Consider the following 14427-nt stretch of genomic DNA (forward strand, 5'->3'; position numbering starts at 1 on the left):
ATGAAAAGCGTTTCCATCTTTGGCGCCACCGGATCGGTCGGCCTGTCCACGATTGACCTCGTCCAGCGCGAACCGGACGCCTATCGCGTGGTGGCGCTGACCGCGCATCGCGATGTCGACGGGCTGGCGGCGCAGGCGAAGGCGACCGGCGCAAAACTGGCGGTCATTGCGCAGAACGATCTCTATGGCACGCTCAAGGATGCGCTCGCCGGATCGGGTGTCGAAGCGGCTGCGGGAGAAGCGGCGCTGGTCGACGCAGCGCAAGCCGGCGCGGACTGGACCATGGCGGCCATCGTCGGCTGTGCGGGCCTCACGCCCACCATGGCTGCGTTGAAAGCCGGCGGCACGGTGGCGCTGGCGAACAAGGAATCGCTGGTGTCGGCCGGTGGCCTGATGATGGCGGCGGCGCGGGAATCGGGCGCGACGCTGCTGCCGGTCGACAGCGAGCATAATGCGATCTTCCAGTGCCTTGCCGGCGGTTCCATCGACGATGTCTCAAGGATCATCCTGACGGCGAGCGGCGGCCCGTTCCGATCGCGCAGCCGCGCCGAGATGGTCGGCATCACCCCGGCGCAGGCGGTGGCGCATCCCAACTGGTCGATGGGCGCGAAGATCAGCGTCGACAGCGCGACGATGATGAACAAGGGACTGGAATTGATCGAGGCCGATCACCTGTTCCCGGTGGGCCTTGATCGCATAGAGATACTCGTCCACCCCCAATCGGTGATCCATTCGATGGTCGAATATCGCGATTGTTCGACGCTGGCGCAATTGGGTTCGCCGGATATGCGTATTCCCATCGCCCATGCGCTGGCCTGGCCGGACCGTATCGTCACGCCGTGCCAGAAGCTGGATCTCGCGACCATTGGCAGGCTCGACTTTGAAGCGCCTGATGCTGAACGCTTTCCTGCGCTCCGCCTAGCCCGCGCGGCGGCTGCGGAAGGGGGGGCGACCCCCGCAATCCTCAATGCCGCCAACGAAGTCGCGGTGGCCGCTTTTCTGGCGGGGCGCATCGGCTTCCTTGATATTGCCATGATTGTGGAGGATGTGTTGGACCGCTATAGCGCGGGGCGGCCCAGCACGATCGGGGACGTGCTGGCGGCCGACGCGCAGGCCCGCCTCTTTGCGGGTCAGACGATGGAAAGATTGACGGTTTGATCCAGAATCCCGGCTTCCTGCTGACAGTGCTGGCCTTTGTGGCGGTCATCGGACCGCTGGTCTTCGTCCATGAGCTCGGCCATTATCTGGTCGGCCGCTGGTTCGGGGTGAAGGCGGAGGCCTTTTCGATCGGCTTTGGTACCGAACTCTTCGCCTGGGTGGACAGGCGCGGCACGCGCTGGCGTGTCGCGGCTTTGCCCTTGGGCGGCTATGTCCGCTTCAAGGGCGACATGAACGCCGCCAGCATGACCGATCCGGCCTGGCTGGAAATGTCGGCGAAGGATCGGGCGGAAAGCTTCCCCGCCAAACCCTTGTGGCAACGCGCCGCCATCGTGGCGGCAGGGCCGGCGATCAATTTCCTGTTTGCCATGCTGATTATCGCGACCTTCGCCGTGGTCCATGGCGAAAGCCGTACGCCGGCGGTTGCGGGAATCGTCGAACAGGGCAGCGCAGCGGACGCCGCCGGTATCAAGGTGGGCGATCGCATCCTGTCCTTCAACGGGCGGGCGATGGACACTTACACCGACATGGTGATGTATACGCGCATCCGTCCGGGCGAGCCGGTCGATGTGGCGATCGAGCGGAACGGTCGGCGGCTTGACGTGCGCACAACGATCGGCGCGGTGATGGAGGATGACGGTTTCGGCCAGAAATTCCGCGTCGGCCGGCTGGGCATCGGCGCTGGCGAACCCGTGGTCGAGCGCGTCAGCCTGCTGCGCGCGCCGGTCGTGGCGGTAGAGCGCACCGGGCAGATCGTGCGCACCATGGTCGAAACGCTGGGTCAGATCGTCAGCGGCGGCCGATCCGTCAAGGAACTGGGCGGGCCTCTCAAGATCGCGCAGGTGTCTGGGCAGGCCGCGACGCTGGGGTTGGAAAGCTTTATCTTCTTCGTCGCGCTCATCTCGATTAACTTGGGGTTCATCAACCTGTTGCCAATCCCCATGCTCGATGGCGGGCATCTGCTCTTTTACGGGATTGAGGCGGTGCAGCGGCGCCCGGTCAGTGCGCAGGCGCAGGAATGGGCCTACAGGTCCGGCCTTGCAGTGCTGATGGCGATGATGCTGCTGGTGACTTTCAACGATTTGTCGTCTTTCGGGCTTTGGAAAAGCCTGTCCGGCTTGATCGGCTGACGCGCTTCGGGCAGGGAAGCGCGGCTTGGCGTCGTCTGTTGCGACGGAAACATTTTTTTGCGTTTGAGGTGGAGCGGGTGACAGCGATGAACAGCAGCATGAGGCAGCGCCCGATCGTGGCCGCCCTGTTGGCGACGACCATGATCGCGGGCCTCACGGCGGTTCCGGCGGTGGCGCAGGATGCCGCCGCGCCGCTGGCCGCGCCTGCGACGACCGCAGCGCCAGCCGCGCAGGGGACGATCCGGTCGATCACCGTCACCGGCACGCAGCGGCTGGAGCCGGACACGGTGCTGTCCTACACCAAGCTCCGCATCGGCCAGCCCTACAGTCAGGAAAGCCTCGATCAGGGGCTGCGCGACCTGTACGAAACCGAGTTGTTCGCCGACGTCCAGATCCGCAACGACAATGGCGCGCTGACGGTTGAGGTGAAGGAAAATCCGGTCATCAACCGCATCGTGCTGGAAGGCAATAAGCGGTTGAAGGACGACAAGATCCGTCCGGAAATCAAGCTCGCCCCGCGCCAGATCTATACCCGGTCGAAGGTCCGCGCCGACGTCGCCCGCATCGTCGAATTGTATCGCCGCCAGGGTCGCTTCGCCGCGACCATCGAGCCCAAGATGGTGCAGCTCGACCAGAATCGCGTCGATATCGTCTTTGAAATTTCCGAAGGGCCTAAGTCCAAGGTCCGCCAGATCAACATCATCGGCAATGACAAGTTCAGCGATGGCGAACTGCGCAGCGAGATGGTGACGAAGCAGTCGCGCTGGTTCCGCATTTTCTCATCGGGCACCAGCTATGACCCCGATCGCCTGGCCTATGACCAGCAGAAGCTGCGCCAATTCTATCTGACCGAAGGCTATGCCGATTTCCGCGTCATTTCCGCCGTGGCGGAACTGACGCCGGACAAGCAGGACTTCATCATCACCTATGTGGTGGAGGAGGGCGATCGCTACAAGTTCGGCGATGTGAAGGTCGAATCGGACATTCGCGACCTGTCGGGCGAAAGCCTGACCAAGCGGTTGCCGATGAAGACGGGCGACTGGTACAACGCCAAGCTGGTCGAGGATACGGTCGATACGCTTAGCGAAACCGCCGGCCTGTTCGGCTATGCTTTTGCTGACGTGCAGCCCGACTTCAACCGCAACAAGGAAGACCTGACGATGGGGATTAATTTCCGCATCGCCAATGCGCCGCGCGTCTATGTCGAACGGGTCGACATTAACGGCAACACGCTGACGCAGGACAAGGTCATCCGCCGCGAATTCCGCCTGGCCGAAGGGGATGCGTTCAACAGCTTCCTGGTCAAGCGGTCGAAGGACCGGATCAATTCGCTCGGCTTCTTCCAGGAAAAGCTGGATATCGAGCAGAAGCCCGGCTCTGCGCCCGACCGCATCGTGCTGGAAACCAATGTGCAGGAAAAATCGACTGGCGAATTGTCGCTGTCGGCCGGTTTCTCCTCGCTGGAGCGCTTCATCGTCGCAGCATCGATCACCCAGCGCAATTTCCGAGGCAAGGGCCAGGAACTGCGCACGTCGGTCAATTATTCCGCCTATTCCAAGTCGATCGAGGTCGGGTTCACCGAACCCTATTTCATGGACAAGAATATCGCGCTGGGTGGCGACATCTATCGCCGCGACCTCAACAGCTTCCGTTATCTGACCAATAATGATCGCGACACCACCTACGAGCAGACCACCACGGGTTTCCAGATCCGTGCGGGCGTGCCGATCACCGAATATATGTCGCTGGCGCTGCGCTACAGCCTCAACTTCGACGATGTGACGCTGGACGAGGACACTTATTACACGGATGGCCAGTGCGACCCATTGCTGGCGGGCCGCTATCTCTGCGATGCGATCGGCAAGCGGACGACATCGTCGGTGGGCTATTCGCTGATCTACGACACGCGCGACAATCGCATTCGCCCGACGCGCGGCAACAATGTTGTGTTGAGCCAGGATTTTGCGGGCCTTGGCGGTGACGTCAAATATGTGAAGACGCGCCTGTCGGCGTCCAAGTTCTGGCCGCTGGGCGGTGGTTTCATCTTCTCCCTGTCGGGCGAGGGCGGCTATATCCACAGCCTGGAAGGCGAACGGCGCGATGCGTCGGGCGCGTTGGTCGAAAAGGTGCGGCTGGTCGATCGCTTCTTCCTGGGCGAACCGCAATTCCGTGGCTTCGATATTCGCGGCGTAGGCCCGCGCGTGAAGCGCTATTATCTGACCGCAGAAACGGATGAGGATGGTGCGTCCACGGGCAATTATATCCGCACCAACAGCAATAATAATATCTCCGACGACGCGCTGGGCGGCAAGATTTATTATCTGGCGCGGGCTGAGGTCCAAATTCCATTGGGTTCGGCAGCGCGCGAAATGGGACTGCGGCCATCCGTGTTCGTGGACGCGGGCGCGGTCGCAGGCATCAAGGATCCAGATACGATCAACTTTGCCGGCTATTGTGCGCCGGGCACGGGCGCGCCCACCGGCTCGACCACCGTGCGCGCAGACGGTACGGCCCGAGCGCCGATATGCCCTGCCAACTACACTTTCTCGGGCGGCAATTTCGAAGAAGAATATCTCGGCGACACGCTCAAGCCGCGTCTGTCGGTGGGCTTTGGCGTCAACTGGAACTCGCCCTTTGGTCCGTTCCGCATCGACATCGCCAAGGCCCTGCTCAAGGAACCAGGGGACGACAACAAGCTCATCACCTTCAATGTGGGGACTCAATTCTGATGAAGACACTCGTTAAAGCCGCGGCACTGGTGTTCGCGCCCATGACCGCCATAGCGCTGACTGCTGTCCCGGCCGCAGCCCAGACCAAGTCCGGCATCGCCGTCGTCGATCTGGAGGAAGCCGTCGCCAAGAGCACGGCCTTCACCACCGCGATGACCCAGATGCAGACCACCTACAAGCCGCAGCTGGACCAGATCGCTTCGCGTCGCAGCGCGATCGAAACCGATCTCAAGACCAAGAATGACGCGCTGCAGGCCGCTTACAAGGCCGCCGGCAACAAGTCGACACCGGCGCTGGAAACCCAGTTCCAGCAGTTGCAGCAGGCGCAGCAGACCGGCCAGGCCGAATTGCAGCGCCTGACCCAGCCGGTAGCGCTGGCCCGCGCTTATGTCGAACAGCAGATCGTCGCCAAGCTGGACGACGCGCTGAAGGCCGCAACCGCCAAGACCAAATCGGAAATCGTCTTCAAGAAGGCAGCGACCGAAAGCTTTGGCGCGAACGCGGACATCACGCCGGCCGTCATCACCGAACTCAATGCGCTGGTCCCCAGCGTCGGCATCACCCCGCCGGCCGGCTGGCAGCCGGGCCAGGCGCAGGGCGCGGCCGCCGCAGCGCCCGCAACCCCGGCGCAGGCGCCCAAGTCGCGCTGATACAAGAATGAACGGAGAGGTTGAAACGAACGCGCGTGGCCCGATGGATGTCCGTCGGGTCATGGCTGCGCTGCCGCATCGTTACCCGATGCTGCTGATCGACCGCGTGGTGTCGCTGGTGCCCAACCAGTCGATCCACGCGATCAAGGCGGTGTCGGTCAACGAACCCTTTTTCCAGGGGCATTTCCCCACCCGTCCGATCATGCCGGGCGTGCTGATCGTCGAGGCGATGGCCCAGGCGGCCGGCGTGCTGGCGGTGGAATCGATGAACCTCGCCGATTCCGGCAAGCTCGTCTATTTCATGAGCATCGACGGCGCGAAGTTCCGATCGCCGGTGGAACCGGGCTGCCTGCTCGACCTGCATGTCGAAGTGACGCAGAACCGGGGCGCGATCTGCAAGTTCAGCGGCAAGGCGACGATCGACGGCAAGCTGGCGTCGGAGGCGAATTTCGTCGCGATGATCACCGATCCGCCGCAGGACTGACCGCCCGCTTATTACCATGCTTGCTTTGGCGCGCCGAAACCGCTAACGGCGCGCCTTCGCTTATTTTCGCATCCGGCCGGTCGGAAACCGGCCACCAAAGGAGCATATTGCCATGAAGGCCGATACCCACCCCGATTATCACATGATCACCGTCCAGATGACCGACGGCACCACGTTCCAGACCCGCTCGACCTGGGGCAAGGAAGGCGACACGCTGGCGCTCGACATCGACCCCAAGTCGCACCCGGCCTGGACGGGCGGCAACCGCCAGCTCGACACCGGCGGCCAGGTGGCGCGCTTCAACAAGCGTTTTGGTGGTCTGACGCTGAAGAAGTAATCGGCCGACACGGCACGAATAGAGAAGGGCGCCGCGATCGGCGCCCTTTTTTGTTGCTTGCGATCCGGTGGCTACTCATCGCGCGCCACCGCGACATCGACAGCGCCGGGGGCGATCCTAACCGTGACGGGTGTACGCGCCAGCACCTCCCCATCGATGGAGATGCGCTGGCGCGGCCGGGTTTCGATACGGAACGACTTGCCGTGAAATTCGCGGGTGTGCGCGTCGCGATCCCGCAGCTTGAAGAATTTGGCATACCAGTCCCAGGCGAGGCGCGGCTTGCTGCGGCCGACCACGGCCTGGATGACGATCTCGCCGGTATCGACGTCGGCATGATCGGACAGTTCGACCCCGCCATGATAGGGGCCGTTCAGCACCCGCACCTCCGTCGACCACATGCGATGTTCCTGCGTCCCGTCATCGATCGTCAGGCGAAAGGCGCGAAAGCCGACCGAGCATTTTGCGGCCCACGCCAGATATCCGATCCGGCCGAGATAGCGTTTCAACTTATGCGGCACCGTGCGCCCAATCATGGGTGACAGGCCCAGGGAGGCGGCGTTGACGAAATAGTCGCCATCCACCATCCCCAGATCAACGCGCCGCCGCCGCCCGGTGGCAATGGCCTGCACCGCGCCGTCCAGATCCAGCGGCAGTCCAAGCGTGCGCGCAAAGCTGTTCGCGGTGCCCAGAGGCAGCACGCCGAACACGCAATCCTTCCCCACAAATTCGTCGACCGTGCCCGACATCGACCCATCGCCGCCGCCCACGATGACCATGGGCGCGCCGCTGGCTATCGCCTGACGCACGGTGGCGGCCATCTGCTCGGGGTCTTTCACCGCATGGGCGGCCAGCAGCCTGACGCCGGCAGATTCCAACTTCTCGCGCGCCTGATCGAAATTGTCCTGGCCGCGCCGGCTATGGGCGTTCACGACCAGTATCGCGTCCTTGGGCAAGTCCGTCGTTTCCATGCCGCAATAACTCCGCCCGATGGATTCGGCTCCGGCCGGAAACCCTTTGCGCGCGATTCGTTACCTTGGCATGGCCCGCATCGCTCACCTGTCCGACATTCATTTCGGCGCGAACGATCCCAGGATCGTTGACGCCGCCACCGCCTGGCTCGAGGCGCGTCGCCCCGACCTGGTCGTCATCAGCGGCGATTTCACGCAGCGCGCCCGGGTCGACCAGTTCCGACAGGCCGCTGCCTGGCTGGGCAAGTTGCGCGCCGCTGGCCTCAAAACGCTTGTCATACCGGGCAATCACGACGTGCCGCTCTATGACATTGTGCGCCGTTTCCTGGCTCCGCTGCGCCGCTACCGCCGCTATATCAGCCACGACCTCTGCCCATTCTACGAAGACGATGAAGTCGCGATCCTGGGCATCAACACGGCCCGATCGCTGACGATCAAGGATGGGCGGATCAATCATGACCAGATGGATATGATACGCGATCGCTTCGGCCGGGTCGCCCGCGACAAGACGCGCATCCTGGTGACGCATCACCCGCTTTTTTCCATGCCGATCGGCCGGGGCAATGAACTGAGCGAAGCGGTCGGGCGGCATGATGATGCCGTGCAGGCCGCGTGCGAGGCGGGCGTCCATGTGGCGCTGGCCGGCCATTTCCATCGCACCTATGCGGAAGCCGCCGACAAGATGGTCGCCCACAGCGGCGGCGCGCTGGTCATCCAGGCCGGGACAGCCACCTCCACCCGCCTGCGCAATGACGAACCGCAAAGCTTCAACTGGCTGCATGTCCGTCGCAATAATGAGATGGACCTGCAAGTGATCGTCTGGGACGGCGCCAGCTTCCGCCGCGCCAGCCATGTGGAATATGTCCGCGATAACGAGGAATGGACCGCGAAGGAGGTGATAGAGCCGGCGCGGGTAGGGGCCATGACGGTCCCTGCGGGCTTGACGTCGGCGGCAAACTGACGGTTTCTCTTGCCGCATCTGGGTAAATGGAGGCGATATGGCGCGGCTGGCGGGAAAAACATGCGTCGTGACAGGCGGTGCGCGTGGCATCGGGCGCGCAATCGTCGAGGCCTTTCATCGGGAAGGCGCCGATGTGCTTTTGACGGACATCGACGCACCGGCGGGCCGTGAAAGCGCGAGCGCGATTGGCTGTCGCTTCGAACGGCTGGATGTTGGCGAAGAAGCCGACTGGGAACGATTGCTCGAAATGCATCCCGAGATCGACGTGCTGGTCAATAATGCGGGCATCACTGGTCTGGAGGAGGCCGGCACTCGCCATGACCCCGAACATGCCGGTCTGTCCGAATGGCATGCGGTGCACCGCGTGAACCTCGACGGCACCTTCCTGGGCTGTCGCTACGCCATTCGCGCGATGAAGCGAAAGGGCGAGGGGGCGATCATCAACATGTCGTCCCGATCCGGGCTGGTCGGCATTCCGGGCGCAGCCGCTTATGCGTCATCAAAGGCGGCGATCCGCAACCATAGCAAGAGCGTAGCGCTCTATTGCGCGCAGCAGGGATGGAAAATCCGTTGCAACTCTATCCATCCCGCCGCGATCATGACGCCGATTTGGGATGCGATGATAGGGGGCGGTCCCGACCGGCAGGCCCGAATGGCGGCGCTGGTGGCCGACACGCCGCTCAAACGCTTTGGCCGGGTCGAAGAGGTCGCTGCGGTCGCAGTGCTGCTGGCCTCCGACGAAGCAACCTATATCACCGGCACGGAAATCGACATTGACGGCGGACTATTGGCTGGCTCAGCCGCATCGCCGGGCTGATGATCAATCCGGTTGCTTAAGCGCTTGCGCGAGCGATACCGTCGCGCTGCCGCGTCGGGCCGGCTTCGCCTGGCTGGGATCGGGTTTCCAGCCGGACAGATAGATGAGCGTCATTTGCTCGGCGACGCGCCCGTCGGGATCGGCTCCGTCGGCGAAATGCGCCGCCGCCCGCATCAGCACGTTGCGGGTGAGCGCAGGCGGACGGTGGGTCAGGACATTGCCCGCCCCCATGCCGCGCAGGTCGTGCATCAGTCGCACGATGTCGCCATAGCGGATCGTCAGCGTCTCGCCATCGGCCACCGGCATGGCGAATCCGGCGCGGCTGAGCAGATCGCCCGCGGCGCGCACGTCCACCTGCGGATGGATATGCTGGCCCGCTCGATCCCCTTCAGCGGCAAGCAGAGCCGCTTTCAGGCGCGGCAGGCTGCCCGCGCCGGCAAGGGCGGCCAGCATCAGCCCGTCGGGCCGCAGCACCCGTCGCATCAGGATCAGCGCGCCAGGCAGGTCATTGACGCTGTCCAGCGTGCCGCATGCCAGCACCAGGTCGAAACTATCGTCGGCAAAGGGCAGGGCGTCCTCATCCGCCTGCACGCCACTGGCGGCGCGGGCGGCCAGAAAGGACGGATCGACGCAGGCGACGCGTTTGCCCATCGCCTCCAGCGCAGCGCGCGCGCGGCCGTCGGGGCATCCGATCACCAGCGCTTCGGGCAGGTCGCGCTGCACATCTCTCAGTCGGTCGAGCAATTCGTCGAGCATCGCCTGATGCAGGAAATCATGGTCCGCATAAGCGGGCAGCATCCGGTCACGCCGCCGGGCGCGCAGGGCCGAATCGAATATGTCGGGGCGGGAATCCATGGCGGGCCTTGTGCAGAGGCGGTGAAGCGGGAACAAGGCAGATGATGCCTCTTGCCCCGCTTCTCAAGACCGCGCTGCGTCCGGCGCTCGATTATGCGCTGCCGCCGCGCTGCCCGGGTTGCGGCGGCATCGTCGGGGAAGATCATGCCTTCTGCCTCGATTGCTGGGGCGGCATGGAGTTTCTGGGCGACCCCTGTTGTGCCCGTTGCGGCCTGCCTTTCCCGCACGACATGGGCGATGGTGCCGCGTGCGGCGCGTGCCTGGCTGCTCCGCCGCCCTGGGACAGCGCGCGCGCCGTGCTGGCCTATGGCGATGTCGCGCGCACGGTGGCGCTGCGGCTCAAATATGGGCGGCGCATCGGGTTGGCGCGGCTGATCGCCCGGCAGATGCTGCGTCATGTGGGGGCGGCGGGGGAGGGCGATCCGCCCGTGATCGTGCCAGTGCCCTTGCATCGCTGGCGCCTGTGGCATCGCGGGTTCAACCAGTCCGCGCTGATCGCGGACCATCTGGGCACGTTAACGGGTTGGCCGGTCGACCGGCACGGGCTGATACGCGCGCGGCGGACACAGCCATTGCGCGGCATGAACCCGGCGCAGCGGGCCAGGGCGGTGCGCGGGGCTTTCACTCTGGCCGCGGACCATGGATTTGCCGGGCGGCGCGTGCTGCTTATCGATGATGTTCACACCAGCGGCGCGACCGCCGGGGCATGCGCGCGGACGCTGAAGCGTGGCGGCGCCACCACCGTCCGGCTGCTGTGTTGGGCGCGCGCGCTGCCCGACCGCGATGCCGCGCCAACCGACGCCGCTGATTGACATTGGCGGGCCTTGCCCCATCTTTGTGGCAAAGGAGCGATATTCTTCATGGCAAAAGTGGAAATCTATACCAAGGCCTGGTGCGGCTATTGCGCGCGGGCCAAGGCGCTGCTCGGCGACAAGGGCGTGGCGTTCGAGGAATATGACATCAGCATGGGCGGCCCCAAGCGCGACGAAATGCTGGAGCGCGCGCCCGGCCAGACGACCGTGCCGCAAATCTTCATCGACGGCCAGCATATCGGCGGCAGCGACGACCTTGCCGCCCTGAACCGCGCCGGCAAGCTGGATGCGATGCTTAGCCAGTGAGCCATTTTCGCGCTGCCCTTTTCCAGATGACGAGCGGGATTGATCCCGCTTCCAACGCCGCCGCGATCATCGACATGGCGGGCCGCGCCAAGCGGGAAGGGGCGGACATGCTCTTCACCCCCGAAATGGCTGGCTATCTGGATCGCGATCGGGCCCGCGCGGCAGGCACGCTGCGCAGTGAAGCGGATGACGATGTCCTGGCCGCCGCTCGTGAAGCAGCCGCGCGCGAAGGGCTTTGGGTTCATCTCGGGTCGTTGCCTTTCAAGGATGAACGATCGGATGGGCGCTGGGTCAATCGCAGCCTGATGATTGACGCCAATGGTGACATTCGCGCCCGCTACGACAAGATACACCTGTTCGACGTCGATCTGGCGAGCGGGGAAAGCTGGCGCGAATCCTCGGTCTACGGGCCGGGGGAGCAGGCGGTCGCGGTAAAGACGCCGTGGGGATTGATGGGCCTTTCCATCTGCTATGACATGCGGTTTCCCGATCTGTATCGGGCGCTGACCGATGCCGGCGCGACAATCCTGCTGGCGCCCGCCGCCTTCACCGTGCCGACGGGCCAAGCGCACTGGCATGTGCTGCTGCGCGCCCGCGCGATCGAGGCGGGATGCGTCGTCATCGCGGCGGCGCAGGTCGGCGCGCATGCGGACGGGCGCACCACCTATGGGCATAGCCTGGTGGTCGATCCCTGGGGCGATGTGCTGCTCGACATGGGCGAGGCGGCAGGTCTGGGGCTTGCGGATATCGACCTGTCGCGCATAGAGGATGTGCGCGCGCGGGTGCCCGCGCTCGCCAATCGGCAGCTTATCCCGAAGGACGTGACAATTTCGTGATCGTGTTCGACCTTAAATGCAGTGGTCAGGGCCATGTTTTCGAAGCCTGGTTCGGCTCAAGCAGCGATTATGACGCACAGCAGGCCCGCGGCCTCATCGCCTGTCCGATCTGCGGCGACGTGTCGGTGATGAAGGCCGTCATGGCGCCGGCTGTCGTGGCCAAGGGCAACCAGCGCCCAGTAACATCGGCGCCCGACAAGGCCGCTCCGGCTGCGAGCGGCGCGGATATGGCCAAGATGCAGGCAATGGTCGAAGCAGTGGCGCAGGCGCAGCAGAAGCTGCTGGCCGATTCCACCTGGGTCGGCCGCGACTTTGCCGATCAGGCCCGCGCCATGCATTATGGCGAACAGGACCGCGCCAGCATCCACGGCGAAGTCGCCCCCGCCGAAGCCAAGGCCCTGATCGCCGAAGGCGTAGAGGTCGCGCCCCTGCCACTTCCCATCGTCCCGCCGCACGCGAAGAATTGACCCCGGCGCTCCCGCGCAATAGAGCCGGCACCGGGCACCCATAGCTCAGCAGGATAGAGCATCAGATTCCTAATCTGGGGGCCACTGGTTCGAATCCAGTTGGGTGCACCAATTGCCTTTGACCGTGGAGTTCTGTCCCTGACCATTGGCATGTTAGGTCGCTCATTGCTCTAGGATCAGACTGGTCAACTTGGGCTATCCGGGAAGGCGGCAAACATTGAAGGCGGACCTCCAAACGTTCTGGGCTATCATCTTGGCATCCTTGGCAGTTCCTGCACCTCTTCCAGCTGCGCCTGCTGAAAAGGAAGATTTCGCTCTTTTCCTCCTAATGGGTCAGTCCAATATGTCGGGCCGTGGTGTAATCGAGGCCCAGGACCGGGAACCGATTCCAGGTGCCTTCAAGCTCAATTCGGGAAGCCGATGGATCGCAGCTGTGGACCCGCTCAATTCCGATGGTCCCAAAAAGGTCGGTGTCGGTCCCGGGAGAGCATTCGCTCGAACTATCCTGCAAGAAAGGCCCTTTGAAAAAATCGGGTTGATGTCTGCCGCTGTTGGAGGAACGACTCTGAATCAATGGGGTCCGAAAGGACGTTTTTACAAGCGCGCCGTGCGGATGCTCAGGCAAGGGGAAAAGTCCGGCCACTTGCGCGCCATTCTTTGGCATCAGGGTGAGTCGGATGCAGCAGGAACGACGGATCGTGCTAAGACCTATGCCATTCGCTGGGTGGCTTTGATGCGCAGTCTGCGTCGGGATGCTGGTTGCCCGCACGTCCCTATCATAGTGGGGAAGCTCGGTGACTTTGTCCGACGACCGCAGGCCAAGATCATCAACAGCCAGTTGGAACGCCTCCCAACCTTGCTCGATAATGTCGTCGTGGTATCGTCCAAAGGCTTGCGCGATACTGGAGATGGCCTCCACTTTGATGCACTCAGTCAGCGCGAGCTTGGTCGGCGCTATGCCAATGCTTATCTCTCGCTTTTAGACAAATGATTGCTGCGGCGCAAATTGAGCAGTCAATTTGCTGAAAATGCTTGCTGAAAGGATGCGTTGAAAGCTAAGCCCTCGTTAAAGGGTGCCAAATGAATTTTTCCGAACGCATTGATCAAGAACTTAATATTGCAGCGCAGTTGGGTTCCGAAAAAGATATAGATCTGCAACGAGAATATGATCCGGTTGGCGGCCATATTCCGTCTGAAATTGCAATATCGGAAGAACAAGGTGGTCAAATATTTGGATGCGTGGGAATACGTCCTTATCTTCCGCCTAATCGATTTGCAAAGATTCAATGCATTGGTAATGGGTCGAAGATATTCATTGGCGATGATTTGAAGATTCGATTTAGCATCATATCGATTGAAGGCGAAAATAACACCATCATAATTGGTCCGAACTGTAAGCTGCTTGATATCAAGATTCGAGTTGGCGGCCGTGACAAGCTGATTGTCATTGGCGCCGGAACGACTTGGGAAGGTGGCATGATGCTCAATAGCGCGGACGACGAATTGGCACGCGCAATTGTCATCGGTAACGACTGTATGATTTCCAACGACGTCAACTTGCGTACCGCGGATGGGCATTCGCTGTGGGACGCGGGGGGATCAGATCGTATCGACCGAGCCGGCAATATCATAGTCGGCCATCATGTGTGGCTTGGTAATGGGTCCAGGATCGCCAAGGGTAGCACAATCGGCAACGGCGCCGTTTTGGGCCAGCGATCCTTTTTGAGCGGCCACATGGAACCTTATGCGGCCTATGCAGGCGTACCGGCGCGCAAGATAAGAGATCGCGTGGAATGGTCCAGAACAACGGATTATCAGGATATTCCTGAACGGTATCGATATAATGAACCGGAAGAAGCGGTCATCCCTGCTCGCGGCTTTTTAGACAGATGGTTCGGCTCTCGTAACGCAAAATGA

Annotated in this window: 16 protein-coding genes and 1 tRNA gene; 15 read left to right on the top strand and 2 right to left on the bottom strand. The window is 62.7% G+C overall.

What is annotated here, in order from left to right:
* The 6 genes from SAB01S_RS06670 (at nucleotide 1) to rpmE (ending at nucleotide 6488) form a co-directional block, all read left to right on the top strand.
* Nucleotides 1-1158 (top strand): 1-deoxy-D-xylulose-5-phosphate reductoisomerase, encoded by a 1158-nt coding sequence (locus SAB01S_RS06670; protein ID WP_062732292.1) that lies wholly within the window; start codon nucleotides 1-3, stop codon nucleotides 1156-1158.
* Nucleotides 1155-2288, top strand: a complete 1134-nt coding sequence (gene rseP, locus SAB01S_RS06675; protein ID WP_062732293.1) for an RIP metalloprotease RseP — start codon at nucleotides 1155-1157, stop codon at nucleotides 2286-2288. The genes SAB01S_RS06670 and rseP overlap by 4 nt, the downstream gene beginning before the upstream one ends.
* A gap of 86 nt (nucleotides 2289-2374) precedes the next feature.
* The gene (bamA, locus tag SAB01S_RS06680; RefSeq protein ID WP_062732294.1) at nucleotides 2375-5017 is read left to right on the top strand and encodes an outer membrane protein assembly factor BamA; all 2643 of its coding nucleotides are present in this window, start codon (nucleotides 2375-2377) and stop codon (nucleotides 5015-5017) included.
* Nucleotides 5017-5667: an OmpH/Skp family outer membrane protein gene (locus SAB01S_RS06685; RefSeq protein WP_062732295.1), complete on the top strand. Its 651-nt coding sequence runs from the start codon at nucleotides 5017-5019 to the stop codon at nucleotides 5665-5667. Before bamA ends, SAB01S_RS06685 begins: the two co-directional genes overlap by 1 nt.
* Before the next feature lie 43 nt (nucleotides 5668-5710).
* Complete coding sequence (gene fabZ / locus SAB01S_RS06690; RefSeq protein WP_021225284.1) at nucleotides 5711-6151, top strand: 3-hydroxyacyl-ACP dehydratase FabZ; 441 nt, start codon at nucleotides 5711-5713, stop codon at nucleotides 6149-6151.
* 112 nt (nucleotides 6152-6263) lie between these two features.
* Nucleotides 6264-6488 (top strand): 50S ribosomal protein L31, encoded by a 225-nt coding sequence (gene rpmE / locus SAB01S_RS06695; protein ID WP_009822308.1) that lies wholly within the window; start codon nucleotides 6264-6266, stop codon nucleotides 6486-6488.
* Nucleotides 6489-6559: 71 nt separating this feature from the next.
* Here the strand turns inward: rpmE and SAB01S_RS06700 are convergent, their stop codons facing one another.
* Complete coding sequence (locus SAB01S_RS06700; RefSeq protein ID WP_062732296.1) at nucleotides 6560-7456, bottom strand: diacylglycerol/lipid kinase family protein; 897 nt, start codon at nucleotides 7454-7456, stop codon at nucleotides 6560-6562.
* A 70-nt stretch (nucleotides 7457-7526) separates the two neighbouring features.
* Between SAB01S_RS06700 and SAB01S_RS06705 the strand changes: the two genes are divergently transcribed.
* The gene (locus SAB01S_RS06705; protein ID WP_062732297.1) at nucleotides 7527-8417 is read left to right on the top strand and encodes a metallophosphoesterase family protein; all 891 of its coding nucleotides are present in this window, start codon (nucleotides 7527-7529) and stop codon (nucleotides 8415-8417) included.
* 37 nt (nucleotides 8418-8454) lie between these two features.
* Nucleotides 8455-9234, top strand: a complete 780-nt coding sequence (locus SAB01S_RS06710) for an SDR family NAD(P)-dependent oxidoreductase (protein WP_062732298.1) — start codon at nucleotides 8455-8457, stop codon at nucleotides 9232-9234.
* A 3-nt stretch (nucleotides 9235-9237) separates the two neighbouring features.
* Here SAB01S_RS06710 and SAB01S_RS06715 read toward each other — a convergent pair whose 3' ends face one another.
* Nucleotides 9238-10089, bottom strand: a complete 852-nt coding sequence (locus tag SAB01S_RS06715) for a class I SAM-dependent methyltransferase (protein ID WP_062732299.1) — start codon at nucleotides 10087-10089, stop codon at nucleotides 9238-9240.
* A 41-nt stretch (nucleotides 10090-10130) separates the two neighbouring features.
* Here SAB01S_RS06715 and SAB01S_RS06720 point away from each other — a divergent pair, with 41 nt between their 5' ends.
* From SAB01S_RS06720 to SAB01S_RS06750, 7 genes are all read left to right on the top strand, one after another.
* Nucleotides 10131-10901 carry a ComF family protein gene (locus tag SAB01S_RS06720; RefSeq protein ID WP_062732300.1) on the top strand — a complete coding sequence of 257 codons (771 nt, stop codon included), beginning with the start codon at nucleotides 10131-10133 and terminating at the stop codon, nucleotides 10899-10901.
* 48 nt (nucleotides 10902-10949) lie between these two features.
* On the top strand, nucleotides 10950-11207 hold the full coding sequence (gene grxC / locus SAB01S_RS06725; protein ID WP_062732301.1) for a glutaredoxin 3: 258 nt from the start codon (nucleotides 10950-10952) through the stop codon (nucleotides 11205-11207).
* A complete protein-coding gene (locus tag SAB01S_RS06730) occupies nucleotides 11204-12043 on the top strand; it encodes a carbon-nitrogen hydrolase family protein (RefSeq protein WP_083951197.1) in 840 nt (279 codons plus the stop codon). Before grxC ends, SAB01S_RS06730 begins: the two co-directional genes overlap by 4 nt.
* Nucleotides 12040-12510 carry a DUF1178 family protein gene (locus SAB01S_RS06735; RefSeq protein ID WP_062732303.1) on the top strand — a complete coding sequence of 157 codons (471 nt, stop codon included), beginning with the start codon at nucleotides 12040-12042 and terminating at the stop codon, nucleotides 12508-12510. Before SAB01S_RS06730 ends, SAB01S_RS06735 begins: the two co-directional genes overlap by 4 nt.
* 34 nt (nucleotides 12511-12544) lie before the next feature.
* Nucleotides 12545-12621 (top strand) — tRNA-Arg (locus tag SAB01S_RS06740).
* Between the two features lie 106 nt (nucleotides 12622-12727).
* Entirely contained in the window at nucleotides 12728-13501 is a 774-nt protein-coding gene (locus tag SAB01S_RS18045; RefSeq protein WP_157078289.1) for a sialate O-acetylesterase, read from the top strand.
* 89 nt (nucleotides 13502-13590) lie between these two features.
* A complete protein-coding gene (locus SAB01S_RS06750) occupies nucleotides 13591-14427 on the top strand; it encodes an acyltransferase (RefSeq protein WP_157078290.1) in 837 nt (278 codons plus the stop codon).

It is taken from the genome of Sphingobium abikonense NBRC 16140 (assembly GCF_001598335.1).
Lineage (GTDB): Bacteria > Pseudomonadota > Alphaproteobacteria > Sphingomonadales > Sphingomonadaceae > Sphingobium > Sphingobium abikonense.

What these genes read in the sequence shown, in the direction of transcription:
- SAB01S_RS06670 (WP_062732292.1), top strand. Translation starts at nt 1, where the DNA reads ATGAAAAGCGTTTCCATCTTTGGCGCCACCGGATCGGTCGGCCTGTCC.
- bamA (WP_062732294.1), top strand. Translation starts at nt 2,375, where the DNA reads ATGAACAGCAGCATGAGGCAGCGCCCGATCGTGGCCGCCCTGTTGGCG.
- SAB01S_RS06685 (WP_062732295.1), top strand. Translation starts at nt 5,017, where the DNA reads ATGAAGACACTCGTTAAAGCCGCGGCACTGGTGTTCGCGCCCATGACC.
- fabZ (WP_021225284.1), top strand. Translation starts at nt 5,711, where the DNA reads ATGGATGTCCGTCGGGTCATGGCTGCGCTGCCGCATCGTTACCCGATG.
- rpmE (WP_009822308.1), top strand. Translation starts at nt 6,264, where the DNA reads ATGAAGGCCGATACCCACCCCGATTATCACATGATCACCGTCCAGATG.
- SAB01S_RS06700 (WP_062732296.1), bottom strand. Translation starts at nt 7,456, where the DNA reads ATGGAAACGACGGACTTGCCCAAGGACGCGATACTGGTCGTGAACGCC.
- SAB01S_RS06705 (WP_062732297.1), top strand. Translation starts at nt 7,527, where the DNA reads ATGGCCCGCATCGCTCACCTGTCCGACATTCATTTCGGCGCGAACGAT.
- SAB01S_RS06710 (WP_062732298.1), top strand. Translation starts at nt 8,455, where the DNA reads ATGGCGCGGCTGGCGGGAAAAACATGCGTCGTGACAGGCGGTGCGCGT.
- SAB01S_RS06715 (WP_062732299.1), bottom strand. Translation starts at nt 10,089, where the DNA reads ATGGATTCCCGCCCCGACATATTCGATTCGGCCCTGCGCGCCCGGCGG.
- SAB01S_RS06720 (WP_062732300.1), top strand. Translation starts at nt 10,131, where the DNA reads ATGATGCCTCTTGCCCCGCTTCTCAAGACCGCGCTGCGTCCGGCGCTC.
- grxC (WP_062732301.1), top strand. Translation starts at nt 10,950, where the DNA reads ATGGCAAAAGTGGAAATCTATACCAAGGCCTGGTGCGGCTATTGCGCG.
- SAB01S_RS06750 (WP_157078290.1), top strand. Translation starts at nt 13,591, where the DNA reads ATGAATTTTTCCGAACGCATTGATCAAGAACTTAATATTGCAGCGCAG.